General features: G+C 67.9%; 11 protein-coding genes. All 11 read right to left on the bottom strand.

The window, feature by feature from the left end; all coding sequences use genetic code 11:
* Positions 1-35 precede the first annotated feature (35 nt).
* The 11 genes from WC326_04415 to WC326_04365 all read right to left on the bottom strand — a co-directional run bounded on the left by WC326_04415 (position 36) and on the right by WC326_04365 (position 26,363).
* Positions 36-1,928, bottom strand: a complete 1,893-nt coding sequence (locus WC326_04415; protein ID MFA7330299.1) for a choice-of-anchor J domain-containing protein — start codon at positions 1,926-1,928, stop codon at positions 36-38.
* On the bottom strand, positions 1,925-2,818 hold the full coding sequence (nadC, locus tag WC326_04410) for a carboxylating nicotinate-nucleotide diphosphorylase (GenBank protein MFA7330298.1): 894 nt from the start codon (positions 2,816-2,818) through the stop codon (positions 1,925-1,927). Before nadC ends, WC326_04415 begins: the two co-directional genes overlap by 4 nt.
* Before the next feature lie 37 nt (positions 2,819-2,855).
* Complete coding sequence (locus WC326_04405) at positions 2,856-6,473, bottom strand: tetratricopeptide repeat protein (protein MFA7330297.1); 3,618 nt, start codon at positions 6,471-6,473, stop codon at positions 2,856-2,858.
* A gap of 327 nt (positions 6,474-6,800) precedes the next feature.
* Positions 6,801-9,227: a UvrD-helicase domain-containing protein gene (locus tag WC326_04400; GenBank protein MFA7330296.1), complete on the bottom strand. Its 2,427-nt coding sequence runs from the start codon at positions 9,225-9,227 to the stop codon at positions 6,801-6,803.
* A gap of 78 nt (positions 9,228-9,305) precedes the next feature.
* The gene (mltG, locus tag WC326_04395; protein ID MFA7330295.1) at positions 9,306-10,856 is read right to left on the bottom strand and encodes an endolytic transglycosylase MltG; all 1,551 of its coding nucleotides are present in this window, start codon (positions 10,854-10,856) and stop codon (positions 9,306-9,308) included.
* 201 nt (positions 10,857-11,057) lie between these two features.
* The gene (locus WC326_04390; protein ID MFA7330294.1) at positions 11,058-13,877 is read right to left on the bottom strand and encodes a hypothetical protein; all 2,820 of its coding nucleotides are present in this window, start codon (positions 13,875-13,877) and stop codon (positions 11,058-11,060) included.
* A gap of 12 nt (positions 13,878-13,889) precedes the next feature.
* A complete protein-coding gene (locus tag WC326_04385) occupies positions 13,890-14,891 on the bottom strand; it encodes a PorV/PorQ family protein (protein ID MFA7330293.1) in 1,002 nt (333 codons plus the stop codon).
* A 20-nt stretch (positions 14,892-14,911) separates the two neighbouring features.
* Positions 14,912-18,172 carry a hypothetical protein gene (locus WC326_04380; GenBank protein MFA7330292.1) on the bottom strand — a complete coding sequence of 1,087 codons (3,261 nt, stop codon included), beginning with the start codon at positions 18,170-18,172 and terminating at the stop codon, positions 14,912-14,914.
* 59 nt (positions 18,173-18,231) lie between these two features.
* Positions 18,232-20,859, bottom strand: a complete 2,628-nt coding sequence (locus WC326_04375) for a right-handed parallel beta-helix repeat-containing protein (protein ID MFA7330291.1) — start codon at positions 20,857-20,859, stop codon at positions 18,232-18,234.
* A gap of 10 nt (positions 20,860-20,869) precedes the next feature.
* Positions 20,870-24,826 carry a TonB-dependent receptor gene (locus WC326_04370; GenBank protein MFA7330290.1) on the bottom strand — a complete coding sequence of 1,319 codons (3,957 nt, stop codon included), beginning with the start codon at positions 24,824-24,826 and terminating at the stop codon, positions 20,870-20,872.
* A 463-nt stretch (positions 24,827-25,289) separates the two neighbouring features.
* Positions 25,290-26,363, bottom strand: coding sequence for a PilZ domain-containing protein (locus WC326_04365; protein MFA7330289.1), 1,074 nt, complete (start codon positions 26,361-26,363; stop codon positions 25,290-25,292).
* Between the last annotated feature and the right edge of the window lie 6 nt (positions 26,364-26,369).

The raw sequence follows: 26,369 nt of genomic DNA, 5'->3' as shown, positions 1-26,369 counted from the left end.
ACGTCCACCAAGGCCTCCCGCGGAACTGCCGCCGTCTACTTCAGGAAGGTCACGCGCCGCAGCTGCTGCGCCGCGCGGCCGTCCGCCCCGGTGTTGACCATCCGCACCAGGTAGACGCCCGAGGCCAGCCGGCTGAAGTCCAGCGGGAAGGCGTTGGCGCCCGGGTGCAGCAGCCAGGGCCCGGCGCTGAGCACGCGCTGGCCCAGCAGGTTGTAGACGGTCACTTCCAGGCGTCCTGCGGCGGCGGCCTGCCAGCGGATCTGGGTCAACGGATTGAAGGGATTGGGCGCCAGCAGCACCTCGTCGGCGTGCGCACGCGGCGGCGCGGGGGGCGCGGGCGTGCCCGGCAGGGCGTCGGCCACCGTCAGCAGGACCAGGTTGTCCAGCGCCGCTCCGTAGGACCAGTTGCCCTGGTAGCGGAAGGCCAGGCGCAGGCTGTCCGTGCCCGCCAGGCCCGACAAGTCCAGACTGCGCGTCTCCCAGTGTTCGCCGTCGACGGGCCGGGCCAGGGTGCGCCAACCGGTGCCGGCGCTGTCCGCCAGGATCTCCAGCGTGTCGCCGGCGCCGGACTGGTAGTACTGGTCCCAGGCCAGCAGCAGGCCCCGGGCCGTCTCGCCCTCCCGGGTGTGTGATACATCCAGCCACGGGCTGAGCAGCCAGGCGTCCTGGACCAGCGGAAGCCCGTCCGCCGTGAAGCGGCCGCGGGCGTCGCTGTTGACGCAGGCGAACCAGCTGTGGGCCGGCACGGTGAAGTTGGCCGAACTGCTGGTCTGCGCGCGCTGCCAGGAGAGCGTGTCCGTGCTGCCCGCCTGGGCGCTCCAGTCCGCCGACAGCTCGCTCTCGAAGTCCTGATGCAGGTCCAGCCGGGCGGCCGAGTCCGGCGACCAGAAGGAGACGCTGAAGGGAATGCTGACCGTGAGCAGTTCGCCGTCCGAGGCGTGGAACAGGTCGAACTCCAGGGTGTCCAGGTAGGTGCCGTGGTAGCGCAGCGTGTCCAGCTCACCCGAATCCAGGGTGTCCACGTAGAAGGAGCGGACTCCGAAGTCGATGCGCAGGCTGTCTTGGCTGCCCACGCTGTCGGGGTCCGCCTTCCAGAGGTAGAGCGTGCTGTCCACGTCCCAGCGGAGTTCCGCCGCCCCGACCCGGCGGGCCTTGGAACGCAGGAAGGGGGGCTGGGGCCGCCGGTGGATCACCAGGGCCAGGCTGTCGGCCGCGTCCAGGTTCCAGATGCGGAAGGGCTTCTGGGCGATGGAGTCGCGCTGCATCAGCCCGAAGTCGAAGCGCCGGTAGGCGTCCTCCAGCTGCCAGCGTTGTCCCGGCAGCGTCACCGTGGAGAAACCCGTGGCGTCGTCCACCAGCAGCACGAAGCGGTCCTGTGACACGTTGCGCACGGCGAAGTACCACACGCCCCCGCTGCCCACGGGCAGCTCCTCGGTGAATTCCTGCCAGGTGACGGAAACCTCGCTGAAGCGTTCGAGCAGCTGAAACTCGTCCAGGTGGGCGGCCAGCTCCCCGGGCGCCAGGGCGGCATCCCGCTGCAGGGCGAGGAACTCCACCGTCTCCGGATAGTTCGGGTCCTGGCTGCGGTACCAGATCTTGAAGAAGCGCCGCGCCGAATCCGGTTCCATGGGCGGCGAGATCAGCCAGTCGTCGTTGGGCTCGCCGTCGTCCCGGTAGCGGCTGCCCAGCGCCCAGTCCCCCGCGTGGGGCGCGTAGTACTGCGCCGTGCCCAGCCGGCCCCAGGAGTCGCCGGAGCCGTCGCGGTCCACCACGGTCCAGGCGATGCGCCAGGACTCGGACTCGAAGCCCTCGCTGAGCAGGACGTCCACGTCCCGGCCGGCGCCCTTGTCCACCACGGCCGCCCGGGCTCCCAGCCAGGCCAGCAGCAGCAGCAGGACCAGACCCGCCCATCCCGTGACACGCCTCATGCGCCGTTCTCCCGAACGAGCAGCGAGCAGTCGAAGGCCCGGGCGCTGTGGGTCAGGGCGCCCACCGAGACCAGATCCACGCCGGCACGCGCCAGCGCGGCCAGGCGGTCCCCCTGGATGCCGCCGCTGACCTCCAGGCGGGCCCGGCCGGCGGCCAGGGCCACCGCGGGGGCGATCTGCTCCGCGCTGAAGTTGTCCAGCATGATCCAGTCCACTCCCAGTTCCAGGGCCTGTCGCAGCTCGTCCAGCGTCTCCACTTCCAGTTCCAGGGCCATCTCCGGCCGGCCGGCGGCGGCACGCTGGGCGCGCGCGGCCTCTACCGCCCGGGCCAGCCCGCCAGCCGCGCGAATGTGGTTCTCTTTGATCAGGTACATGTCATGCAGACCCAGCCGGTGGTTGCCCGCGCCGCCGGCCCGCACGGCCAGCTTCTCCAGCTGGCGCCAGCCCGGCGTGGTCTTGCGCGTGTCCAGCACCTGCAGGCGCGGTCCCGCCAGGGCCACCAGGGCGGCCGCGGAGGTGGCCACGCCGGAGAGGCGTTGCAGGAAGTTGAGCGCCGTGCGTTCCCCGGCCAGGATAGCCCGCAGGGAGCCGTCCAGCTCCACCAGCCGCTGGCCGGCCGCCACCGTCGCGCCGTCGTCCACCAGGCAGCGGACCTCCAGCGGAGCATCCTCGGCCACGCGTCCGAACACCTCCCGGACGATGGGCAGGCCGCAGACCACGCCGGCCTGGCGCGCCTCGATCCAGGCGGAGCCGGTCCGGCCGGCGGGCACGCAGGCGCTGCCCGTGACATCGCCGGGCAGCCAGGGCGGCCCGCCGCGCCCCAGATCCTCCTCCAGGGCCAGGGGGATCAGCGCTTCCGCCGCCGCCAGCCAGGGATTCGTGGTCGTCATGCCGCCGCCCCTCCTTGCTCCACCGCTCCGCCCGTCCTCAGGGCTGCCCGGCGCCCAGCCGCTCCAGTTCCACGGCGGCCCGCAGCCCGTGGCCCGAACTGGCGCCGTGGCGCAGGGCGATCTGCCGCAGAGTCTCACGGGCCTCCGCCGGCCGTCCCAGCGCCTCCCAGCAGCGCGCCGCGGCGAACATGGCGCTGGCGTCCCAGTCCAGGCTCGAGGAGTCCTTGAGGTGCGGCACCTTCTGGTACTCCAGGATGGCGCCCGGCAGGTCGCCCTCGCCCTCCGCCACTTCGCCCAGCCGGTACTGGATCTCCGCCGCGCAGGTCTCGTCGGCCTCGGCCTGCAGGGAGCGCAGCGCGGCCCGTGCCGTGGCCGTCTCCCCCGCCCGGGCCAGCAATTCGCCCAGTTCCAGCCGCCGGGTCAGCACGTCGCGGGCCTGGGGATGCTCGGCCACGTAGCGTTCCAGCGCCTGGCGCCGGACCTGCGGCCGCCGCAGGCGGTCCGCGCCGTCGATCCAGCGACCCAGGGCCGCCTCGCGCCGGAGCGGCGCGCTCAGCTCCACCGCCCGTTCCAGATTGGCCAGCGCCTGGGCCGTGTCACCCGCAGCCTCCGCCAGTTCGGCGCGCAGGGTGGCCGCGTCCGCCCGCTCCGGGGCGCGGGGCCAGCGCTTCTCCAGCACGCCCAGCGCCTTCAGGCCGGCGGCGTCCTTGCCCTGGGCCTGCAGGGCCCGGGCGAGGCCCAGCTGGGCCGCGGGTGCCTGGGGCGTCTTGTCCAGCTTGCCCGCCACCTGGCCAAAGGCCTTCTCCGCCTCGGCAGGCTGACCGCGCTCCAGCAGTCCCAGTCCCTGGGCCAGACCCACCGCGGCCTTCACCGTGTCCTCGCTGACCCGGCCGTTGTTCTCCTTCAGCAGCCGCTGCAATTCCTGGCGGCTGGACTTCTCCCGGCCCGCACGGGCCAGGGACTTGATCCACTGGGTGCGCAGGGCCAGGTCGGCGGACTTGGCCGGGCGCAGGCTCTCCAGCAACACCAGCGCCTCCGCGTTGCGGCCGGCGCCGCTCTCCAGCGCGGCCAGCAGGCGCACGGCGCTCCCGGCGGCGGGCGTGCCGGGAAAGACGGTGGTCAGGGTGCGGCAGGCGCGCCGGGCGTCTTCGTCCCGTCCGTCGCTGTGGAAACTGCGCGCCACGCGCAGCAACAGGCGCGAGGCCAGCGCCGTGTCCGCCAGCACCGGGCCGCCCAGCGCGCGGAACCAGCTGCGGCGGGCCTCGGCGCGTTCGCCCAGTTGCTCCAGTCCCTGGCCCAGTTCGTCCAGCAGGCGCGGATCTGCCGGCGGCGCGCCGGGCAGCGGCACGCGCCGGGCTTCGTCCTCGGCCAGCAGTCTCCGGCAGATGGCCAGCGAGACCTCCGGACGGCCGGCCCGGCGCTCCAGTACGGCGATCTCCCGTTGCAGGCCGGCGGAGACCGGATGCCAGGCCCAGTCCTCCGTGGCGTGAGACAACACGAGATCCCGCACGAGGCTGTCGGCGCGTTCGTCCAGGGCCAGGTTGCGCGCGGCCACCAGCGCGGCGGGATCCTCGACGGACTCCCGCAGGATGCGCAGCCAGTCCTGGCGCGCGGACTCCTGGTCGCCCAGTGTCTCACGGCAGAGCGAGCGGGCCAGCACGCGGCCGGGATCGGGTTCGCGCAGACTGTCCGCCCACTGCAGGGCCTTGCGCGCGCAGTCCGCCTGGGACTGGGCGCTGCCGCCCTCGGCGCCGATGGCTTCGCGCAGCCCGTTCCACTGGTCCAGCAGCTCGCCCGCCAGCGCTGCGGGATCGCACTGCCCGGCGCGGCGCAGGCCCTCCAGCAGCGCGATGCGCTCCCGGCGCTCCTCCGGGCTGGGCGCGGGCTCGGAGGACCAGAGGGCGCGCAGGGCCTGCAGTCCCCAAGGCGAACGAGCCAGCTGGCGGTCCTCGGCCTCCCACTCCTCGCGGGCCTCGTCCACACGCTTCAGTTCCACCAACGCGGCCAGCCGGCCCATCCGGGCCTCGGCCTGCAGGTTGCCGTCCGCCTTGTCAGGCAGCGACTGAAAGGTCCGCAGCGCCTCCTGGGGCGACTGCAGTTCGCGCAGCTGCAGCCAGCCGATCTCCAGCGCGGCCCGCGGATTGCGCTCCGCGCCTGTCTGGCGCAGATCCTTGAGCCAGCGCTCCAGTTCCGTCTTGCGCGCCCGGGGCCGGGCCCGCTGCTGATCCAGGCTGTCCACCTCCGCGCGCAGCGGCGAGACGGGCCAGCGTTCCTGGAAGATGCGCGCCAACTCCACCGCGCGGCTCCAGTCGGAGCCGGCCACGGCCAGCCGCACGCGCAACAGGCCCCGGCGATCCGCCTGCAGCGGATCGCCGCGCTGGGCCTCCAACAGGCGGGTCGCTTCGGGCAGCAGGCCCTGCCGCAGCAGGATCTCCGCCAGCCCGGTGGCTTCCGGGTGGTCCGGCTCCACGTGCCGACTCAGTTCGCCCACGCGCTCCCAGGACACGCTGGGCAGGCCGCTCTGGTCCTGTTCGCGGGCCAGACCCAGCAGGCCCACGGCCAGCAACCGGGCGGAGTCGGGAGTCAGATTCGGGGTGGCGGACAGGGAATCCAGCGCCGCGGCGAAGTGCTCCGCGGCCTGGGCGCCCGCACCGGCCCGCGCCAGCGCCAGGGCGCGCCGCAGCCGCACGACGGGCGTCTGCCGCGCGCAGGTGGCCCAGGCCCCTTCCGCCTCCAGATCCGCGCCCTGCAGCACCAGCGCGTCGCCCAGCAGCAGGCGCAGACTGTCGCGCACGGCAGGCGAGTCGAAGGCCGCGTCCTCCTGCTCCAGCTCGTAGCGCAGTCCGCGCTCGGCCTCCAGCAGGCGACCCAGCTCCAGCCGGCGCGCGGCCAGGGCCAGCCAGAGCCGGCCGCGCAGGGGATCGTCCTCGTACTGGGCCTCGGCCCGCACCAGCAGCGCCAGCGCGTCCTCGCCCTGCTGGTTCTCCACCAGCAGACGGTCCAGTTCCAGCAGGGCGCGCAGCTGGCCGGCCCCCGGCGCGGACTCCCGCAGCACGCGGTCCAGCAGTTGCCGGGCTTCGGCGGCGTGGCCCTGTTCCACCAGCAGCAGGGCCCAACGGCGCCGCGCCTCCAGCCCCTGATCGCTCTCGGAATCCAGTTCGGCCGCCAGGCGCAGCAGTTCCTCCCGCGTGGCCAGCTCGCTGCGCGGGGTGTTCGCTTCGGCCTCGAGCAGGCCCTGCACGGCCTCCGGGCTGCCCGGGTGCTGCTGGGCCAGCCGGCGCCACTGCTTGACCGCCTCGCCCGTGCGTCCCAGCCGGGCCAAACACTCGCCTGCGGCCAATTGGGCGCCGGGCGCCAGCGGCGAGGAGGAGTGGCGCTGCACCAGCGACTGGAAGGCGCCCAGGGCCTCGGCCGGCCGTTGCAGAGCCAGCCAGGCCCGGCCCTCGAGTTCGAGGATCAGGTCGCCGGCCTGGGAGGAGGGAAAGCGTTCGCGGAACTGCCGGCACTGGGCCACCACCAGTTCGTGACGACCCTCAGCGGCGAACTGGCGGGCGTGCACGGCTTCGCGTTCCTCGGCCCAACTGGCGCCTGTCGCGGGGCGCAGCCCGGCCAGCGCGGCAAAAAGCAGGATGAGGATCCGGTTCATGCGGGTCATGGGATTCCAGTTCTGATTGCGCCCAGAATGTGGCAAGGAAAGGGGAGTATCGGGGTGTCAGAACGGTGCCAGGCCGGTGCCAGGCCGGTGCCAGACCGGTGCCAGGCCGGTGCCAGGTCGGTGCCAGAACGGTGCCAGGCCGGTGCCAGGCCGGTGCCAGACCGGTGCCAGAGCACTGTCAAGCAGGATTTACGTCTGCGCATCCGCCGCCGGAATGACAGCCCTGTGCTGGGATCCCCCGGTCAAGCCGGGGGATGACGAAAAGGTTGCGTGAGGTGAAGCCCGCAGGGCTGTGCCAGGTCGGTGCCAGAGCACCTCTCGACCTGCCTAGCCGATGAGCCGCAACTTCGCCAGCCGGGCCACCAACTTTTTCACGCCCACGGACTCGAAGCGCACGCTGACCCGGGTCTCGCCGCCGAAGCCAGTCAGGTGGATGATCACGCCCTTGCCCAGGGTTTCGTGCAGCACCTTGGCGCCCGGGAAGAGGTCCGCGGGGTCCGCGATCTCGGCCAGCTGCGAGGACGGATCGCGCACGGGTTCGGCCTTGCGGAAGGGGCTGTACTGGTTGAGCAGGGCCGCGCGCTCGCGGTCGGCGCCCAGTTTGCCGTCCGCCCGGGCCGGCTTGCGGGCGGGCGCCGGCAGCTCGCCGGGATCCAGTTCCAGCTCGCCGCCGGCGAAGCCCGGTCGGGCGGGCGGGGGCGGCGGGGTCACGCGCGGCGCGGGCTTCCAGCTGGGCGTGCCGCCGCGGACGGGTTCACCGGGCTTGGTGTGCGGATCGCTCTGCCAGCTCGCCTGGGCGTCACGCCAACTGCCGCGCAGGCCGGAACCCAGCAGGCGGCCAGCCTGGGAGCGGTCCAGCAGCTCCTCGGGAATCATGTCCAGGAAGGTGCTGGGCATGGCGCCGCCAGCCTGTCCGTAGCGGCGCCGCATCCGCGCGAAGCAGAGGAAGAGCCGGCGCATGGCGCGCGTGGCCGCCACGTAGAACAGGCGGCGCTCCTCCTCCAGCTGCAGCGGATCATCCAGCGCGCCGGCCAGCGGGAAGAGCCCCTCTTCCAGACCAGTCACGAAGACCACGGGAAACTCCAGGCCCTTGGCGCTGTGCACGGTCATCAGCGTTACGTGGTCCTCCTTGTCGTCCCAGCCGTCCACGTCGGCGACCAGCGCCACCTCCTCCAGGAAGCCCGCCAGGCCCAACTCGCTGTTCTCCTCGTAATGCTGCAGGGCCGCCTGCAACTCGCGCACGTTCTCCACCCGGGCCTTGCCCTCGGGACCTTCGGCCTCCAGGTGTTCGATGTAGCGCGTCTGCTCCAGCAGCAGTTCCAGCACCTCGGTGGGCTTGCCGGAATCCATCAGCGAGCGCAGGTCGTGGATCAGCTTGCCGAACTCCACCAGCCGCCCGGGTGCGCCGCGCCCCAGTTCGGCGATCAGCTCGAAGCGCTCCACGCCGTCCAGGAAGGAGAGCCCCTCGCGCTGGAAGATGGCGCGGGCCTGGGCGATGGTGGCGTCGCCGATGCCGCGGCGGGGCGTGTTGATCACCCGCAGCAGGCTCACCGTGTCCTGGGAGTTGACCAGCAGGCGCAGATAGGCCAGCAGGTCCTTGATCTCGCGGCGCTCGTAGAAGCGCGTGCCGCCCACGATCTGGTAGCGCAGGCCGTGGCGCATGAAGGCCTCTTCCAGCGCCCGGGACTGGGCGTTGGTGCGGTAGAGCAGGGCCACGTCGCGCAGGGAGCCGCCCTGCTCGCGATGCTCGAGGATGCGCCGGCAGATCAGCGCGGCCTCCAGCGACTCGTCCTCGCCCACCAGCAGGGGAATCAATTCGCCGCGGCCGTTCTGGGTCCAGAGCTGCTTGGGATGGCGCGACTGGTTGCGCGAGACCACTGCGTGGGCGGCCTCGAGGATGACCTCGGTGGAGCGGTAGTTCTGCTCGAGCTTGAAGATCCGCGTGCCCGGCCAGGTGCGCTCGAAGTCGAGGATGTTGCGCAGGTCCGCCCCGCGCCAGCCGTAGATGGATTGGTCGTCGTCGCCCACCACGCAGATGTTGGCGTGCTCCTGGGCCAGCAGGCGCGCCACTTCGAACTGGGCCTGGTTGGTGTCCTGGTACTCGTCGATGAGCAGGAAGCGGAAGCGCTCCTGGTAGACCTTGAGCCGCTCCGGGTGGGCCCGGAACAGGTCGATGGGCTTGAGCAGCAGGTCGTCGAAGTCCATCGCGTTGGACTGCTTGAGCTGGATGGCGTAGTCGCGGTAGATGTCGCTCAGCTTCTCGTGGATGAAGCCACTGTCGCTGGTGGCGAAGGTCTCGGGGTCCAGCATGGCGTTCTTGGCGTTGGAGATGGCGCCGCGCACGCGCTTGGGGTTCAGCTGCCCGTTCTTCAGCGAGAGGCGCTCCATGCAGTCCTGCACCACCTTGAGCTGGTCGTCGGAATCATAGATGGTGAAGTTGCGCCCGTAGCCCAGCGCCTCGGCTTCGCGCCGCAGGATGCGGGCGAAGATCGAGTGGAAAGTGCCCACCCACATGTCGCGCACCGAGCCGTCCACCAGGTGGGCGATGCGCTCGGACATCTCCTTGGCGGCCTTGTTGGTGAAGGTGAGGGCCAGGATCTCCCAGGGCCGGGCCAGGCGCTTGTCCAGCAGCCAGGCAATGCGGCTGGTGAGGACGCGCGTCTTGCCGCTGCCCGCTCCCGCCAGGATCAACACCGGGCCGTCCGTGGCTTGGACGGCCGCCTGCTGGGCCGGGTTCAGTCCGCTCAAATCCATGGGGTTCACGTTCCTGTTGGATGAAACGGGCGACCCGCGGGTCGCCCACCATGTTCGTGTTCGCCGGACCGCCCGCCCTCAGGGAGTGCGCCGTCCCAGACCGCTGTCCCGCGCCGCGGCCGCCTGTTCCAGCCGGGCCGCCGATTCCAGCTGGCTGGCGCTGTCGGCCAGTTCGCCGGCGTCCAGCCGCGCGCGCAGGGCGTCCAGGGCCTGTCGGGCGCGCAGGTGCTCGCCGTAACTGACGGAGAAATCGTGGCTGCCGTCGCCGCGTGAGACAAAGTAGAGGTAGTCGCAGCGCGCGGGATTCAGCACGGCCGCCAGGGCCACCTTGCCCGGACTGCCGATGGGTCCGGGCGGCAGGCCCGTGTAGCGGTAGGTGTTGTAGGGCGAGTCGATGGTCAGGTCCTTCAGGTACAGGCGCCGGCTCTTGGGCAGCAGGTACTGCACCGTGGGGTCGGCCTGCAGCTTCATGTCCACCTTCAGGCGGTTGAGGTAGACGGCCGCGATGGTGTCGGCCTCGCCCGAGAGTTGATACTCCGCCTGGACGATGGAGGCTAGCGTGGCGATGCGCCGCAGATCCAGGCTGTCCTGGGCGCCCGGACCCGCTAGGTCGTCCAGCACTTTCTGGAAACGCGCGACGGCCTTGAAGAGGATGGCGCGCTCGTCGTCCGCCGGGCTCAGGAAGTAGGTGTCGGGGAAGAGCAGGCCGTCCAGGTCCGGCACCTTGAGACCCAGCAGGCGCACGAAACTCGTGTCACGCACCAGCTGCATCATCAGCAGGCTGTCGCGCCCGGCCTCCCGGGCCAACAGGCCCACCACGTCGGCGGTGCGGCCGCCTTCGGGGATGCGCACCTTGAGCATGGGCACGGAGAAGACCAGCAGCTGACGGAGCATGGCCTTGGGCGACATCCCGCTGTCCAGGATGAAGGCGCCCACCTGGATGGCGCGATCCCCCCCCAGCAGGCGGGCCGCGAACAGCAGGCGGACGGGTTTGTCCAACAGGTGCAGGCCGTGCAGTTCGTCGGCCACCTGACGCAGGGTCATGCCCGGCCGGACCAGCAGCTTGGCCACCACGCGCTCGCCCGCCCAGCCCGGATCCCGGGCCAGCCAGGCCCAGCCCTTGCCCAGGCCCAGCAGCAGCAGGGCCAAGGCCAGCGCGACCCAGAAGATCGGGCGACGGAAGCGCAGCGGGGCGTGCGGGAGCTGCGTGGGCTGTTCCGCCGGCGCCGGCAGGACGGGACCTAGGTCGGGCACGGTGCGCAGTTCGGCGTCCAGGCGCTCTTGCCGACTGTGGGCCTGGGCCGTGGGCCGGCTGTCCGGGCGATCCTGGGGCTGGGGATGGGTCCGCCCGCCCTCCAGCGCCTTGCCTTCGCGCTTGCGCGGACCCGGGCGGCGGTCGTGGCGCGTGTCGCCACCTTCCCCACGCGGAGAGCGCGGAGCGCCTTCAGACGAACCGCGACGGGAATCGCCCGGGCGCAGGTTGTCCGCCCGCGCGCCGGGAGCCGGGGTGGGCGTGCCGTTGCCCTCCGGCCGATGGCCGCCATCCTTGGCACTTCGGCGGGGCCGGCGCCGGGGCGGGCGCGGGCGGCGGGAGGGTCCAGGGGAATCGTTGGGAGTGTCGGCGCTCACGTGATTCGCTTGATTATCATGGATTTGCGCACCCAAGGTAAGGATCGGCCCGCTCGCAGTCAATCCGCGCACCGGCCTCACGGCACGGTCGCCACGACCCTGCCCGGCGGGTTGGACAATCTGCGGGCCGGGTGGCCCGGTTCATGAAAAAGCCCCCCGCCGCGGTGCGGCGAGGGGCTGCGATTCGTCAGGGAAGGAGGATCACTCCAGATCCTGCAGCTTGGGCGCATAGAACTGGTAGAGGATCCCGCTCATGACCGAGCGCGCGCCGCTACCCGTGGTCGGGGCACCCAGCGCGTAGCTGGGATACTCGCCTTGCTCCAGCATGTGGAGGGGCAGGGAGTTGAAGGCGGTGCGGAAGTTGGTGTAGCCCGTGCCGGTTCCGAAGCCCGCGCCGCCGCTGAAGGTGGTGTTCTCGGTGTAGAGGAGAACCGGCTTGCGGTGCTTGATCAACGTGGGCTGCCAGGTCAGGTCGACGTTGACCGTGTCGCCACGCACCCAGTAGTCCGCCGGGTTGTCGATGCGTTGATGGTCCACGCGGATGAAGACCATCTCGCGGCTGTTGACCACGCCCGTGGTGGTGATGATCGGATTGGCCCACATGTGGTCCGGCCGGCTCATGTTCCAGGCGTCCAGGGCGGCGGTGATGGACATGCTCCAGTAGTAGCGGGCCACGTTGGGAATGTAGAGCCAGCAACCCGTGGCGTCGGGATCCGTGGAGTAGGCCGGATAGCGGGCGTTCTCGCCCGTGCTCTCGTTGTCCTGGTAGAAGATCGCCGGCAGGTCGGACTGCCGCGCCACGCGGAAGATGTTGAACTCCTGGCGCTCGGGCAGCCCGGCGGTGAAGGAGTCGTAGGTGTAGGCCGCCACCGTGCCCAGCCCCTCGTTCAGGGCGTAAGCTTCCACGTAGGCCAGGGCGCTGTCCGGCAGATAGGGCCGGTAGGCTGGGCCGGGGATGTAGAAGGCGTTGTACCCGGTCGCTCCGCCGCTGTTGGCGCGGATGATGTCGATCCGGTCCTTGTCCATGTACAAGGGCTGCAGGCCGTCGCCTTCGGGCAGGCCGGAGAGGCAGCCGTCCAGGCGGCCGTCCGTGGAGAAGGTGTTGTTGTCGTCCCCGTAGACACCCAGGATGCCCAGGTAGCCGGAGAGGAAGTCGCCGGCCTGGTCGGCGATGGCCGCCTCCGTGGTGGTGGAGGCGTCGTTGCGCGCGTAGCTGAATGTGCCGAAGAGGCTGGACCAGCCGGTCCAGAACAGCGAGCCGCCCATGTCCAGATAGTCCATGAGGAAGCCCTTGGCCGTCTTACTGATCCACGAACCGCGCTCGCCCGGGTTGCCCTGGCCCTCACTGGTGGCCCACTTGTCGTCCAGGCAGATGATGGTCTTGTACTGGCTGATCACGGCGAAGGGCAGCTGGACGGGATACTCCGCATCCAGGCCCATCTTCCAGTAGCGACAGTTGAAGTCCTGACCGTCGCCCACTTCGTGCCGCCAGACCACTTGATAGCCCGCCACGCCCTGGGTGGCGGCCTTCACGTCGGGCAGGGCGCCGGCGATCAGATCCTGATAGTAGGCCATGTATTCTTCGTTGCTGGCGAAGCCCAGGGTGGCCAGCGGGTTGGCGGCGTCCGGAGGCGTGAAGTCCAGCACCAGGACGTCCTTGGCCAGGGTCAGCTCCTGCACCTTGAAGCGCATCCAGGCCGGCTCCGTGCAGCTCTCGTAGCCGTCGTCCCGGCTGAACACGGTCAACTGGTAGTAACCTGTGGGCAGGTTGAACAGCTCGACTTCGTTGTGCAGCGACCAGCCGTCCTCGTCGAAAGCGTGCAGCTCGAAGCTGCCCGTGTTGTCCTCGGTCAGTTCCACGCGCGTGCTGTCGGCGTTCACCAGCTCCAGCCCGTCGTCGGTGGCCGTGGAGCCCGCGTTCATGTAGCCCGGCACCAGGGAGTCGGGAATGCGGTGCAGCAGGAAGCGGAACTGCAGCGGGATGGTGACCAGGGCCTGGTCGTCCGGGTCGTCGCCGGACACCAGGAAGCGCAGGCCCTTCCAGTTCTCCAGCTGTTCCGTGGCGATGGGGATTTCGTAGTAGGGGCTGACGTGCTCCTGCAGGTACTGGATGGTCACCGGGTCGGTCTCGATGTCGGTCCAGTTGATGACGTGGCGCTCGTGCTCGCCCGGCTGGCTGACCAGCGTGTAGCCGTCCTTGTAGTAGGCCAGCGTGGGCGTGTTGGGGGCGCGGTTGCTGCGGTTGAAGACCCGCATGGCCGGCTCGGAGACTTCGCCGTCGTTGTCGATGGCCTGCAGGAAGACTACGTGCTTCTGGATCCGCCCCAGCCCGGTGGTCAGGTTGACCACGGCCTGGGTGTTGGTGGTGGTCACCCAGTGGATGGCCTCGGTGGTGTCTTCCAGCGCGGCGTCGTTGTTGTTCACGCGGGTGATGAAGGCCGCCAGCGCGTCATCGGTCTCGTAGGGATAATCCAGATAGCGGTAGGCCGTGACGAAGCCGTCCGGGTCGGAGCCGCGCCAGAAGATGAGCGGGGCGAAGCTGTAGACCGGATAGTACTCGAAGCTGCCGTCGATGACGTAGTTGTAGCCCAGCTTCCACTGGAACTCCGTCGTGTGCTGGATCCAGACGTAGCGCGCGATGTTCGGGTCGATGCGGTAGCAGGAGGCCGGCACCCAGCGCCAATCGTCGGGGTCCAGCGGGTTGACTTCCTTGATGGAGCGGATTTCGCGCACAAAGAAGTACTGGTAGCGGATCAGCTCGAACTTGGCCTCCACGTCCAGCTCGCTCGGCAGCTGGGCGCCCTCGGCTTCCTGGAAGCCCTGGAGGGAATCGGGGAAAATGAAGGTGTAGTTCGGGATCTCATAGGTGGTGCGGGCGCTGTCCGCATCCTGCTGGTTGTTCACGAAGGACACGCTGGGCGCCTGGTTTCCCGAGAGGCTGCCGTCGATCTTGCTGCAGCCGATCGCCAGGATCAGCAGCAAGGCCAAGGCCGACAGGGTGGTGGGACGAGAAAACTTCATCTGTCGGGTCTCCTATCGCGTCCAGGAAAGGGTGATCATGTTGCGGGTTTCCAGGTAGCGGGACGGGGCGAAGGCGTAATCCAGCGTCCAGTTGCCCCAGTTCTCCTTCTGCCACTTGAAGCCCGCACCCAGGCAGAGGCCGTCCGTGGAGAGCAGCGGATACTCGTAGCCCACCTCCGGATCGTACTCTTCCCACTCCGTCTGCTTCACGCCGTTCATCTTCTTGCCCAGTCGCAGGAAGAACTGATTCTTGTAGGCGTATTCGAGGCCCACGTCGATCTGTTCCACGTTGTCGCTGGGATGGCCGAATTCAAAGGCCCCGTGCAGGAAGTGCTCGGCGTCCTTCTTGCCCATCAGGTCCATGGACACGCCGAACTTGAACATGATGGGCAGGGGGTAGGGTTTGTCGATGAAGGTCATGTCCGGCCCGAAGTTCGTGATGCTCATGGCCATCTTCATGCTTCGCCAGCCGGTGTCGTAATAAGTGCCCAGGTCGGCCGCCCAGCCGTTGGCGCTGTATTCGTAGGTGCTTTCCCGCACGAACTTGCCCGTCACGCCGACGGAGAACTTGTTGGTCAGGCGCTTGGCGTAGGAGGCGCCCAGGGCCAGATCCTGCCAATCGAACTGCTGGCCCGTGCCGTTGGGCAGCTCGGGGGTGTTGACGTCCATCATGCCGGAGCGCAGCCAGGTCAGGGCGACGCCGAAGGCCGTCCCCGTCTCAGGGGAGGAATAGGCGCCGCCAATCCAGTTCTGCGACACGTCGACGGGCAGGGCGTAGTGCGTGGCGCTGTAGTGCCAGCCCTCGCTCAATTGCACCAGTCCACCCGGGTTGTAATACAGGGCACTCACGTCGTCGGCCAGGGGCAGCAGGGCGTCCGCCATGGACAGGCCGCGGGCCGAGGGGCTCAGTTTCAGGAACTGGGCGCCCGCGGTTCCGGCCTTCACCTGGGCCAGGGCCGTCTGTTGCAGCGCCAGGGCCAGGACCAGGGCCAGGACAAGCTTCCAATACCTCATGGTTGGTCTCCTTGTGCGCTCTACTTGATGATCACAAACTTGCCGGTGGAGATCTCACCGTCGCCGGCCGGGGTCTTGTCTTCCACGCTGAAGTAGTACAGACCGCTGGCCACCTGCTGGAAGTTGCGCGTGTTCAGGTCCCAGGACTCGCTGAACTGGGAGTCCCAGCGGGAACCGTCGCCATCCAGGTTGTGGGGCAGCATCTGCACCAGGTCACCGGCCACCGTGTAGATGCGGATGACGCAGATTTCCGGCAGATTCATGAACTCGATCCGGCGGTCGCTCTGCGGATACCACTGCAGGGTGCCGTCGTCCTGGTTTTCCCACTGCAAACCCTGCTCGGAATTGCCGAACTGGTAGGCCTTGGTGTAGTCCACGTCCGCGCGATAGGGATTGGGCACCACGCGCACGCCCTGGCCGGACACTCCGCTGGGAGCCTGCCGCAGGCTGTTGCAGCTCTGCGCGGTCTCCAGGGGTTCCGTGCCGGTCTGGTAGTCGCCGAAGTCGAAGGCCGTCACGCTGTAGTAGCGCGGGAAGAGGCTGTGGACCTGGGGGATGTTGTAGTGGAATTCCACGTCGTAGCCGGCGTGGTCCCAAGTGTTGTTGTACGCGCCCTGGTTGTCGGCCAGGTCTTCGAAGCGCTCGCCCAACACGGGGACGCCCGCGCCGGCCTCGCCGGTGAAGATCAGGCCCGTGGCCGGGTCAACGGCGCTACCCAGATTGTTGAAGACTTCCGTGCCGTCCAGCAGGTAGTAGCGATGGAGGCCGTCGACGCTGCGCACGGCCACGGCCGTGGTGTAGGCGCCGATGATGTCGTTGAAGCCCGTGCCCATGCTGACCCAGAGGTCCTCGTTGATGTCCAGCAGGATGCTCTCCTGCAGCTCGCCCACGGGAACGGCGATCTCGCGGAAGCCCGAGTTGCGCCCCACCTGCTGGCGTTCCCAGCCGCGGTTGGTCTCGCGCATGGGCAGGCTCTGCAGCGGGCCGACGTCGGGCAGCGTGCGCAGGGAGTTGTCCGCGTCGTAGTAGGCGAAGTTGACGTTGTCGAACTCGTCCAGCAGGGAGAAGTCGTTGTCCATGCTGGTGTTGTTCGCCCAGATCCGGAAGCCCTCGAAGTCCTGCACGTGGCTGAAGGGATCCTGGTAGGAATCGTCCATGGCGGCGCGGGACCAGATCAGCTCGACGAAGTCGGCGCCGGTCTCGATGCGCATGTCCGGACAGGGGGGAGGCGGCGGGCCCTGGAAGTCGGGGATGCCGTCGCCCAGGTCCAGCACGGGCAGGGACTGGTCGCCGGCGCGCACCACGTTGGCGTTCATGTGGCCCAGGTACCAGTCGTCCACGCCGCTGCCGTGGGTGGAGAACTTGGGTCCGGCGTAGACCAGGAAGGAGTCTTCGCGCATCTCCTGGCAGCCGACCTTGGAGAGGAAGTCCCAGAGGAAGCGGTTCTCGTGGAATTCGCCGCCGAACAGGGCCTGGGTGGCGGTGGAATCCACCAGCCCGTTGCCCTCGGTGCCGTCGGCGTCGGGGCCCATGTAGATGATGGGTTCGTTGGTCAGCGGGTTCCGCACCGTGGTGCCGAAGTAGCGCACGGTGTCGCCCACGGCCGGGGCCCAGAGGCCGTCCACGCCCACGTCCTCGCCGCCGTAGCCGTCGCCCAGGTCCAGGTAGCCGTCGCCGTTGGTGTCGTAGATGGGCGTGTCGTACATCTCGTTGTCGTAGACGCGCTGGGCCCAGATGGCGTTGAAGTCGAAGTCGGTCCAGTCGAACTTGGTGGCGTCCAGCGAGCCCATCGGGAAGCCGTCCGAATCCAGGCCCGTGATCCCGGTCTGGGGATTGCTGCGGTTGTGCAGGTTCTCGCCGGCCACGAAGGCCACGGTCATCACAAAACTCTCGCCCGGATTCAGGCGGTAGACGTTGACGCCGTTGCCGTCCGTGTAGTCGTAGACGCCCAGCGGACCCCAGGAGAGCAGGTAGCGCGTGTCGTCGCCCGCCACGTGGACGGTCTCGTTGGGACCGGGCATCAGCCAGCTCAGCGTGTCACCCGTGACGCAGACGTTGGCGTGGGGGTTCTGCTGACCGTCCGGCTCGTCGGCCGGATTGATGGAATACATGTCCGGGTCGAACTCGCCGTTGGCCATCACCTGGTACTTGTTGACGTCCGCCAGCGGCGTGCCGAAGGTGGAGCACCAGGTCATGCTCTCGCCGGCGATCAGGCACTCCGGGTGCTCGCCCCAGTACTCCCAGGCCGGACCGTAGTCCTGGCTGGCCGTGCTGTTGCTGTTCCACCAGTTGAAGGTGGTCTGCAGCATGGGGTTCGGCGCCCGCAGCACGCGCGTTCCCACCACGTGCGGGCAGGTGAAGTTCGTGCCCACGATGTCCGTGCGGTCGCGGCCGTCGTTGTCGGCGATGTAGGCCGCGTTGATCTGCACGGCCTGGCCGGTGACGCTGTCGACGGCGAAGGGCCGGAAGCCGCAGAAGTCGTCCTGATGGTGCTGGGCCTCGTCCTTGTGGCCGATGTCCGCGTCCATGTAGAGGCCGACGTAGAGGTTCTTGAGGAACTTGGAGCCCACGTTGGTGAACTTGAAGTCCACGATCACGAAGTCCTGGGCGTAGGAGTAGGACCAGGAGTGGCTCATCTGCTCGACTTCAATGCCCAGGCTGATGTGGTTGCGATCCTCTTCGTCGTAGCCCTGGCTGCTGCCCACCACCGTGGGGTAGTTCTCCAGGGTGTCCGCGTAGAAGCTGATGAAGTCCTGCTCGGAGACGGACAGACTGTCGTAGATCTCGCTCATGTCCGTGCAGTTGAAGCCGTTCTTGCGCGTGGATTTCTCCTCGATGCGCGCCTCGACTCCGCAGGTGGGATAGAGCTCGTTGCAGTTGGGCTGCCAGCCTTCGCTGCCGAAGGAGACGCGCGCCGTCTCGAGCCCCGTGTCGTCCACGATCAGAGCGCCGATCCAGATGGAGCCCTGGTAGAGGTACTGCTGGCCCGAGCCGCCCGGGTACTCCAGCTGCGGGGCCCAGACACCCGGCAGGCAGGGATCGTCCAGGGTGCCGGTGGCGTCCTGGGCGTCGTTGCCGAACCAGCCCTGGTTGGTCATGTTGACCCAGACCTTGCCGAAGCGGTGGACACGGTTGTCCAGCAGGGGCAGGCAGAAGTCCGCCGTGCGCTGCGCATCATCCTTGCGCACGGCTTGCGGCCCGGGGTCCAGCGTCTTGGCCAGCAGGAGGGAACTCAGGCCCGCCGTGACCACCAACCCCAGGAGCAGCGCTCGTTTCATCATTGTGCATCCTCCGAAGGAGTCCCGGGGGCAGCCAGCCGCCCGAGCCCGCTACTCATCTGCTACTGGACCAGAACCCGGAAACTGCCGCGCGTCTCCCGGCGCAGTTCGCGCAGGTCGCCGCCGTCCACCACCGTGATGTTCACCGCCAGCTCACCCGTGAAGGTTGCTTCGGGCTCGAGGGTCAGGGTGGTGCCGGACAGCGTCAGGCTGTGGCCGGAATCCTCACCCGTCACGACCACCAGTTCGGCGGTGTAGGTCAGGTCGTCGTCTTCCACGTCCGTGGCGGCGAGGGTCAGCACCAGGGTGCCGCCCACGGCCAGGGTCTGCGTCGCGATGGGCGCCAGCACCGGTGCGTCGTTGACGGCGCGCACGGACAGGCTGACGGTCTCGCTGTCGCTGCCCTCGGAATTGGTGGCGCGCACCGTCAGCGTGGCCGGTCCGCTGTCGCCCGTCTCGGCGTTCACGTTGAACCAGTTGGCCGTCGGGTGGATCACCAGATGGCCGCCCGTCAAGGTCAGGGTGATGGCCGTGGTGTCCACCAGCGCTTCGTAGGTGAAGTCGTTGTCCCCGCCGAAACTGATCGCGCCCAGGTAGAGCTCGATGCTCTCATCCTCGTTCATGACCAGGTCGCCCACGCTGTTGAGGTAGGGACCAGGGTTGCTCACCTGACCCTGACCCCAGCCGATGGCCTGGGCCGTGCCGCCGGCCTCGCAGTTCGCGATGGTCTGGCTGAAGGTCCAGTCGGCGGGCAGGTTCACCTGGGTGAAGTTGTTGCAGGCGCCCACGGTCCAGTTGTCGGGCATGGCGGCTTCGTCGTCGCCGCCGTTGTCGCTGAACCAGTTGACGTTCACGTCCGGGTTGTTGGTGTCCTGGTAGGGCAGGCTGGGATCCGGGTTGATCTGGGTGCCCACGATGCCCGTGGCCACGGGGCTGACGCTGTAGTCGTTGCCCGCGATCAGGTTGTAGCGGATCAGCGGATCGCTGTTGGTGTCCAGCTTGATGCCGCCGTAGGCGTTGTCCACGATGGTGTTCTGCAGGATCTGCACGTGGGGGGCCGCATGCAACTTGATGCCGTAGAGCGACCCGGCGGCGATCAGGCTGTTCTCGATCTGGCAGTCGTAGGTCGTGTTGTAGATGAACACGCCGTAGGACTGGCAGCCGCGGATGTCGCAGTTGGAGACGCGGCCGCGGGCCTGGTTGGCGAAGTAGACGGCGGAGAGGCCCGTGCCCGTGAAGTCGCAGTCGTCCACCCAGGCCATGGAGCCGGCCCCGTGGGCCGAGACGCCGTAGTTGGTGGCTCCGCTGAAGCCCGAATTCTTGACTTCGGCCACCGCGCCGTTGCGCAGTTCCAACATGCCGCCGGCCGTGATCCAGTCCTGCCCGCTGAAGCTGCTCTCCGAGCCGTTGGTGAACTGGCAGCCCTCAATCAGGGCCGTGCCGCCGGCGTTGCCGTTGATCACCAGACTCTTCCAGGCCGCACCCGTCCCGGCGCGTTCCGGCGTGGGCTCGAAGACCGCGTTGGTGGCGTTGACGCCGCCGTCCAGCCGGATGCCGTAGTAGCCGGCGAACTGGATGTGCGAGCCCGTCATCGTCACGGGGTCGTGGCTGAAGGCGTCGCAGGTGACCGTGTAGGTGGCGGCGCTGAGGTTGGGGTTCTTCAGCCGCTTGCGGATTTCGTTCGCCGCCTCGGCGTAGACGATCAGGCCCATGTCCGAGCGGTCCAGACCCAGCGCGTCGTAGGCTTCGTAACCCGACTGGATGCAGGGGCTGCAGGGGTTGAAGGCCTGGAAGTCCGCCGACAGCTCGTCGAACATGGCGTCCTGGATGGTGTTGCCGTAGATGTCCACCCGGTCGTTGTTCTCGTTGACCCGGTAGATATCGTCGCCGTTCTCGTCCAGGGCGATCACGTCCACGCCCGGCGAGTTCAGGTCCACCTGGGCGCTGTCGCCGTCAAACCACTGGATGAAGGCGAACTCCCGCGTGAAGCGGATGGGCAGCGAGCTGTTGGCCGAGATGTTGTTGCGGGCGATCAGGCTGTCCGTCATCCAGTTGGTGACGCGCGTGGTGTTGCCCACGTGGCTGGTGTCGAAGGCGATGCCCGAGCCGTCGTTCTCGTAGACGATGTTGGAACGCAGACGCGGCAGAGACGAGCCCATCAGCGTGATGCCGTTGTACTGGTTCATCCAGACCAGGCAGTGCTCGATGGTGGGGCTGGCGTTGTTGCAGACGATGCCCGCGTTCTTCTCGGGATCCGTGTTGTTGAACTTGGCGCCGAAGGCCACCATGCAGTAGCTCAGCTGCGAGGCGTCCGAGCCCGGCCGGAAGACGATGCCCTGCCAGAGGCCGAAGTCCTCGTCGGCCACGTAGCCCAGGAAGCGGATGGGCTGACCCAGCTGGCCGCGCGCCGTCAGGGTTCCTTCCACATAGAGGCTGCTGCGGTCGTGCATCCACACGTCCACGCCCGGTTCGATGGTCAGGGTCTGGCCCGCCGCGACGGTCACATCGCCGGCCACGTAGTAGGGCGAGCCCGCGGTGGTCCAGGTTCCGCTCACCGGTCCGGCGGGGATCTGGGTGGTGAAGGCGCGCGTCAGGCGCTGCTCTTCCTGGGTGCCCGACCCGTCGTCGCTGTCGCAGGCCGTCAGAAGCAGGGTCAGTGCCGCCAGCAGCCAAGGCAGTAGTTTTTTCATGTTCGGCTCGCTAGAACTTGTAACCGAAACGCAGCAGCACGTTGCGACCCTCGCTGTACATGCGCGGGTTGGCGTCGTACATGGCCTTGTTCGGGTAGTAAATCGAGTAGTCCGGATTCGACGGGTGCATGGCCAGATAGGTCGTGCCGGTGGCCGAGTAGATGCTCCGCTGGTTCCGCTTGTTGAACACGTTGCGGATCTCGAAGCCGGTGACGACCTGGTGACGCTTCTGGCCGCCCAGCCGGAAGTACTTCTCGAACTTCAGGTCCGTGTCTTCCGTCCAGGGCATGCGCTCGGAGTTGATGTTGATCTTGGCGTCGTTGTCCACGTGCTGGGTGTAGCGGCTGGGCGTGTAGGGCTGGCCCGAGCCGTAGGTGTTGCTGATGGTCAGCAGCCAGTCGTCGGGCAGCGTGAAGCCGAACAGCACCGGATGGTCGCCGTCGTCGTAGTAGAGCGACCAGTAGGTGTTCACCGAGTGGGTCTGGTCCCAGTCCAGCGGATGCTCTTCCCGGTTGACCGGCACGCCGGCCACGCGGGCTTCCGCCGCCTCGCGGGCCGCGCTGGCCTTGCCGTAGGCGAAGGAGAGTTCGTAGTTGAAACTCACCGAACTGTGCGCCGCGGCCTTCTCCACGCTCAGGTTGACGCCCCGGCTGCGGCCGTAGTCGCCGTTGGTGAACATGTCGATGGTGTAGCCCGGGGCCACTTCCACGCTGGTGGAGGTCACCTGGTCGAAGATGTCGCGGTAGTAGCCCTGCACGTTGATCGTGGTGCCGATTTCCGCGAAGCGGGCCTCCACGCCGAACTGGTACTCCACCGTCTTCTCGTACTTCAGGTTCGGGTTGCCCACGATGATGCTGTTGGCGCGCGCGCCGGTGGCTTCCCGGTAGTAGTACTGGTAGCTGGGCGCCTGGTAGAAGTGCCCGTAGTTGAAATAGAGCTTGGCCTGGTCGGTGATGGGATGGCTGATGCCCAGGCGCGGGCTGAAGCGGCTGGTGGAGGGGTTGGCCTCGATGGCGCCCGGGTTGCCCGCGTTGGCGTTGTCGCGGCTCTCGCTGACGAAACTCTCCTCATGGACCAGGAAGTCGTAGCGCAGCCCGATCAGCACGTTCAGTCCCTCGAACTCCATTTTGTCGCGCAGGTAGACGGCGCCTTCCAGCGGTTTGCGGTGATAGAAGTCGCGGAAGTTGCCGCGGTCCGGATAAGGCGAACCGTCGGGCAGCGCGATCAGGCCGTCGTAGGGGATCTGCGGTTCCTCGATGGACTGCATCTCCATGTCGCGGTACATCATCTCGATGCCCGCCAGGGCGTCGTGATACTGGTTCAGCTGGACCTGGTACTCGGTCTTCAGCGAGTAGGTGATGGACTTGCGTTCCTGCCAGAGGGCCTGGGTGTCGTAGGTCTCCGGGTTCAGGAAGAAGTCGAAGTAGCCGGGCTGGTTGTAGGCGTAGCCCCAGTCCGAGAGCAGGTTGGAGTTGCGCTGGGTGCCGCCGTCCTGCTGGCCGTTGGCGTTGTAGTCGGTGAAGGGCTCCCACTCGTCCCAGCGGCGGTTGGGAGGATCGAAGTAGGTGTCGGTCATGGCCACTTCCAGCTCCGGCGCCGAGGAGCGCTCGGTCCAGGTCCGGCCGGCGGCGCCGATCAGGTAGAGGGCCTTGTCGATGGGCCAGTCGGAGCCGTGCTGGGCCAGGTCGTAACCGCTGTAGATCACGGGCCGGCTCACGTCCACCACGCTGCCCTGGAAGTGGGCGTTCTCGATCAGCTCGGCCGGGGTCTCCGCGATGTCGCGGATGTTGCCGAACTGGCTGTGGTAGCCCGCGAAGGGATCGGTCATGAAGTCCGCGAAGCGCGTGAACAGCTCGTACTCGTCGAAGAGCCAGTTGGGCCCGTCGTAGTGGCCGTTCAACGTGGGCTGGGGCGGGGGGCCCTGGGCGCCGTTGGCCAGCCAGTTGAGATAGCCGCTGCCGTTGTTGCCCACGGTGCTGGGCAGGTCGAAATAGATCTCGCCCGAGTCCCACTCGCCGTTGTAGGCGCCGGTGACCGGATCGGGTTCGTCGATGAAGGGCTCGCCCGTGTCGAAGAAGAAGTCGCCGTCCACGAAGGGCTCGCCCAGGTCCTCGTCGTCGTCCCGCACGTCCTTGAAGTTCATGCGGCCGTCGGCGTTGATGTCGTCGTAGCCTTCGGCGCTGTCGAACAGGCCGTTGCCGTTGGAGTCGACGAAGGTTTCGCCGTCATCGTAGGCGTTGTTGCCGTTGCCGTCCGTGAAGGTCTCGCGCCAGCCGTTCCAATAGCCGTCGTTGTTGACGTCCTGGAAGCGCTCGCCGTCCCAGCGGCCGTTGTGGTTGATGTCCTGCTCGGGGGTCTGGGGCTCGGCGTCGTCCCAACGGCCGTTGCCGTTCATGTCGGTGAAGGGATCCCAGGGATCGTAGTTGGGATTGTTCACGCCCGAGGCCGGGTCCGGAATGTTGACGTAGGGCTCGGCGGAATCGTACTGGCCGTTGCTGTTCAGGTCCACCCAGTCCTCGCCGCGGTCCCAGCGACCGTTGCGGTTGACGTCCTCGTAACCCTCCGAGAAAATCGGGTTGCCGTTGGAGTCATAGGTGAAGCCGTCGTAGGCGCCGTTGTTGTTGGCGTCCACGTAGCCGTCGAAGTAGCCGTTGCCGTCCAGGTCCTGGTAGCCGAGGAAGGCCGACTTGTCGTCCTCCTGGGCGCGCTCCTGGGCCGAGAACTCGAGCATGAAGTCGTCGGGCTCGCGCTCGCCGGGGGTGATCAGTGTGCGGGTCTCGCTGCGGTAGAGCACGGCCTCGATGCTGGAATTGGTGCCCAGGGCGTTGGTGTAGGTCAGCGAGAGGGCGTTCTTGTTGGTCTCCGCCCGGGGCCGGTTGCGCACGTTGTAGAGGTAGCCGTAGCCGTAGTTGCCGCTGGCCGCGCCTTCGCCTTCGGGGTAGAGGTCCCAGCGGCGGTAGTAGCGCTCGCCAAATAGCTTCAGCTTGCTGGCGCCCGAGAGCGGGAAGGCCAGGTTCAGGCTGGCCTGGTACTCGTTCTTCTGGCGTTCCGGCAGGTCCAGGCCCAGATTGGTGTAATCCCAGCTGCCACGGTCCACCTGGAAGGGCAGGTAGGTGTCGGTCAGGTAGGCCCGGCCGCTGAAGAAGAAGGTGGAGCGCTTGTTCTTCTCCAACGCGCTCTGGAAGGGCAGCGGCCCGCCCCAGTTCATGGAGAACTGGTCGGAATTGAAGGAGAACTTGTCGAAGGGCTGGTCGGTCAGCCATTCCACCTTGCCGTGGTATTCGTCCTTGTCGCCTTCCCGGGTGCTGACCTTGATCACCGCGGCCTGGGCCTGCCCGTATTCGGGGCCGAAGCCGCCGGAGAGCACGTCCAGGTTCTCGATGTTGGCCACGTCCAGGTTGACGAAGCTCTGGCCGCCCACCAGCGGATCGCGCGCGTCGATGCCGTTGATGACGAATTTGGTCTCGTCGGCCCGGCCGCCGCGGGCGTGCAGGGCGCCCTCGTCGTCGACCTTGAAGCCCGGCATGGTGGCAACCAGATCCGTGGCGTTGGTGACGGAGGTTTTCTCGATGTCCTCCGACGTCTTCGTCAGGGTCTGGCCGGCCTTGCCCGTGTCGATGCGCTTCCGGTCCGCCTTCACCACCACGTCTTCCAACTTGATGTTGGCTGGCGTCAGCTTGATGGTCTTGAGGTCCGTCGTCAGGTCATTGCTGACCCCGGCCTCGGTGACCTTGATGGTGTGGTAGCCGGCGTAGCTGATCTCCACGGTGTAGCGGCCGATGGCCACCTGGGGAATCAGGAAGTTGCCGTCGATGTCCGTGGCGGCGCCGCGCTTGGGTTGGGAATCCAACACCGTCACGTTGGCGCCGGCGAGACCTTCGCCGGATTCGGAGTCCACCACCCGGCCCTTGATCTTGCCCGTGTTGCCGGCAAAGACCAGCTGAGCGGCGAGGATGGAAAACAGCATGACTGCCAGCCATTTCGGCGGGCGGAGATGAATGTGGGACCAACCCTTCATTCTGCACTCCAGAGGCTTGGGTTGTGAGATGAGTGACAAGCAAGGCCCAACCTACCAAAAGCCCCAAGTGAAAGCAAGAATGGGGCTCAGGGCGAAACCAAGTCAAAGACGTTGAATTTCAACGACTTAACCGACTTCCGTCCGTCGGGCCAGGCTCCAGCCAAAAGCGTGCCAAGCGCAAACACGATAACACGGATGCAAAAAAGAGAAACTTGATTCTGTTTTATTCTAATTACTGATGATATCAGGAAGCGAGCTTATTTGGCCGGCGGGCGGGAACCCGGTCGAGAACCGGGCTGCCGGAGCGAGCGCGGGCCGCGACTTGACACTGAGTTAAGGAAGGGAGTCAGAAACCGGAGCGGGACCGCCGGGCGGCCCGGCGACGAGGGCGGCGGGCGCAACGAACAGCCGCTCAGCTCCGCGTCTGGAAGAGCACGGGACCGCTGTCGGCCACCGGCTCGAAGCCGGCCTGCTCGCGGTAGAGCAGGAAGAGATTGCGGATGATCAATTCCTGGTCGCCCGGGTCCAGGTTGCGGAACACCAGGTGCAGGCGCGAGATCTCGCGGTTGACCGTGATGTGCAGGACCTCCGCCTGCAGGTCGTGCAGGGTCTTGGAGGGCAGGTTGAGCGTGAAGGCGATGTGCGAACCCCGGGGCGGCGGGTTGTGCGTGATCAGGGCCGCGCCGTTGCCGGACAGGTTGATCAGGTGCCCGGGGCGCTGATCCGGCCGCCAGCCGGCCTCGCTCTCGTAGACCTTGCCCGGCTCCTGCATGACGATGAAGGCCACTTCCATGTCCACGTCCACTCGCCAGAACTCGCGCAGCTGGCGGACGCGGAACTGCCCCTGCTGGGCGTGGGTGACCCGCAGTTCGCCGCCCGGGGACTCCTTGAGGCGGACGACGGCGTGATACATGGCCTCCGGGCGCGGATAGAAGAGCGAGAGCTGCTCGCCCGGCGCGCCCTTGCTGCTGTGGGAGCCCCGCGGGCTGAGCCGCAGGCCATCCATGCCCACTTCCACCACGATGCAGGGAATCACCTCCTGGCCACCCTTGTGGAAGACCAGGTTCAGGCTGACGCCCGGGCTCAGGTCGCGCGTGCTGTGCGGCACGAAGACGTGGCCACTCTCCGGGTAGGCCATCTCTTTGATGCGCTGCAGGGTTTGCAGCAGCTCGGGCTCGGCGGAGTCGATGTCGGGCAGGCCGTCCACCCAGGTGTGGAACAAGCTGACGCTGTCCAGCAGACGGTCGGGGTTGTCCGGGCAGGTGCTGCGGATGGCGCTCTCCAGCAGGCGCCACTCCTGGGGATTGATGCCCTTGGCGCTGAGCTGGCGCTGGATGCGCCGCAGTTTGCGGAAGCGCTGGAAGCGTTCGGTCCAGATGTGGGAAAGGATGGGCAGGCTGATGCCCAGCAGGATCAGCAGGACGAAGGCCCAGAGCGCGCCCTCGAAGGAGCCACGAAAACTCTGCTGGATCTGCTGCCAATCCATGCCCGA

The organism is Candidatus Delongbacteria bacterium (genome assembly GCA_041675285.1).
Classification (GTDB): domain Bacteria; phylum CAIWAD01; class CAIWAD01; order CAIWAD01; family CAIWAD01; genus CAIWAD01.
The sequence above is the reverse complement of the archived record's forward strand: the minus strand, read 5'-3'. Positions and strand labels throughout refer to the sequence as shown.

Coding starts and splice junctions, on each gene's coding strand:
- WC326_04415 (MFA7330299.1), bottom strand. CDS start 1,928: ATGAGGCGTGTCACGGGATGGGCGGGTCTGGTCCTGCTGCTGCTGCTG.
- nadC (MFA7330298.1), bottom strand. CDS start 2,818: ATGACGACCACGAATCCCTGGCTGGCGGCGGCGGAAGCGCTGATCCCC.
- WC326_04405 (MFA7330297.1), bottom strand. CDS start 6,473: ATGACCCGCATGAACCGGATCCTCATCCTGCTTTTTGCCGCGCTGGCC.
- WC326_04400 (MFA7330296.1), bottom strand. CDS start 9,227: ATGGATTTGAGCGGACTGAACCCGGCCCAGCAGGCGGCCGTCCAAGCC.
- WC326_04390 (MFA7330294.1), bottom strand. CDS start 13,877: ATGAAGTTTTCTCGTCCCACCACCCTGTCGGCCTTGGCCTTGCTGCTG.
- WC326_04385 (MFA7330293.1), bottom strand. CDS start 14,891: ATGAGGTATTGGAAGCTTGTCCTGGCCCTGGTCCTGGCCCTGGCGCTG.
- WC326_04380 (MFA7330292.1), bottom strand. CDS start 18,172: ATGATGAAACGAGCGCTGCTCCTGGGGTTGGTGGTCACGGCGGGCCTG.
- WC326_04375 (MFA7330291.1), bottom strand. CDS start 20,859: ATGAAAAAACTACTGCCTTGGCTGCTGGCGGCACTGACCCTGCTTCTG.
- WC326_04370 (MFA7330290.1), bottom strand. CDS start 24,826: ATGCTGTTTTCCATCCTCGCCGCTCAGCTGGTCTTTGCCGGCAACACG.
- WC326_04365 (MFA7330289.1), bottom strand. CDS start 26,363: ATGGATTGGCAGCAGATCCAGCAGAGTTTTCGTGGCTCCTTCGAGGGC.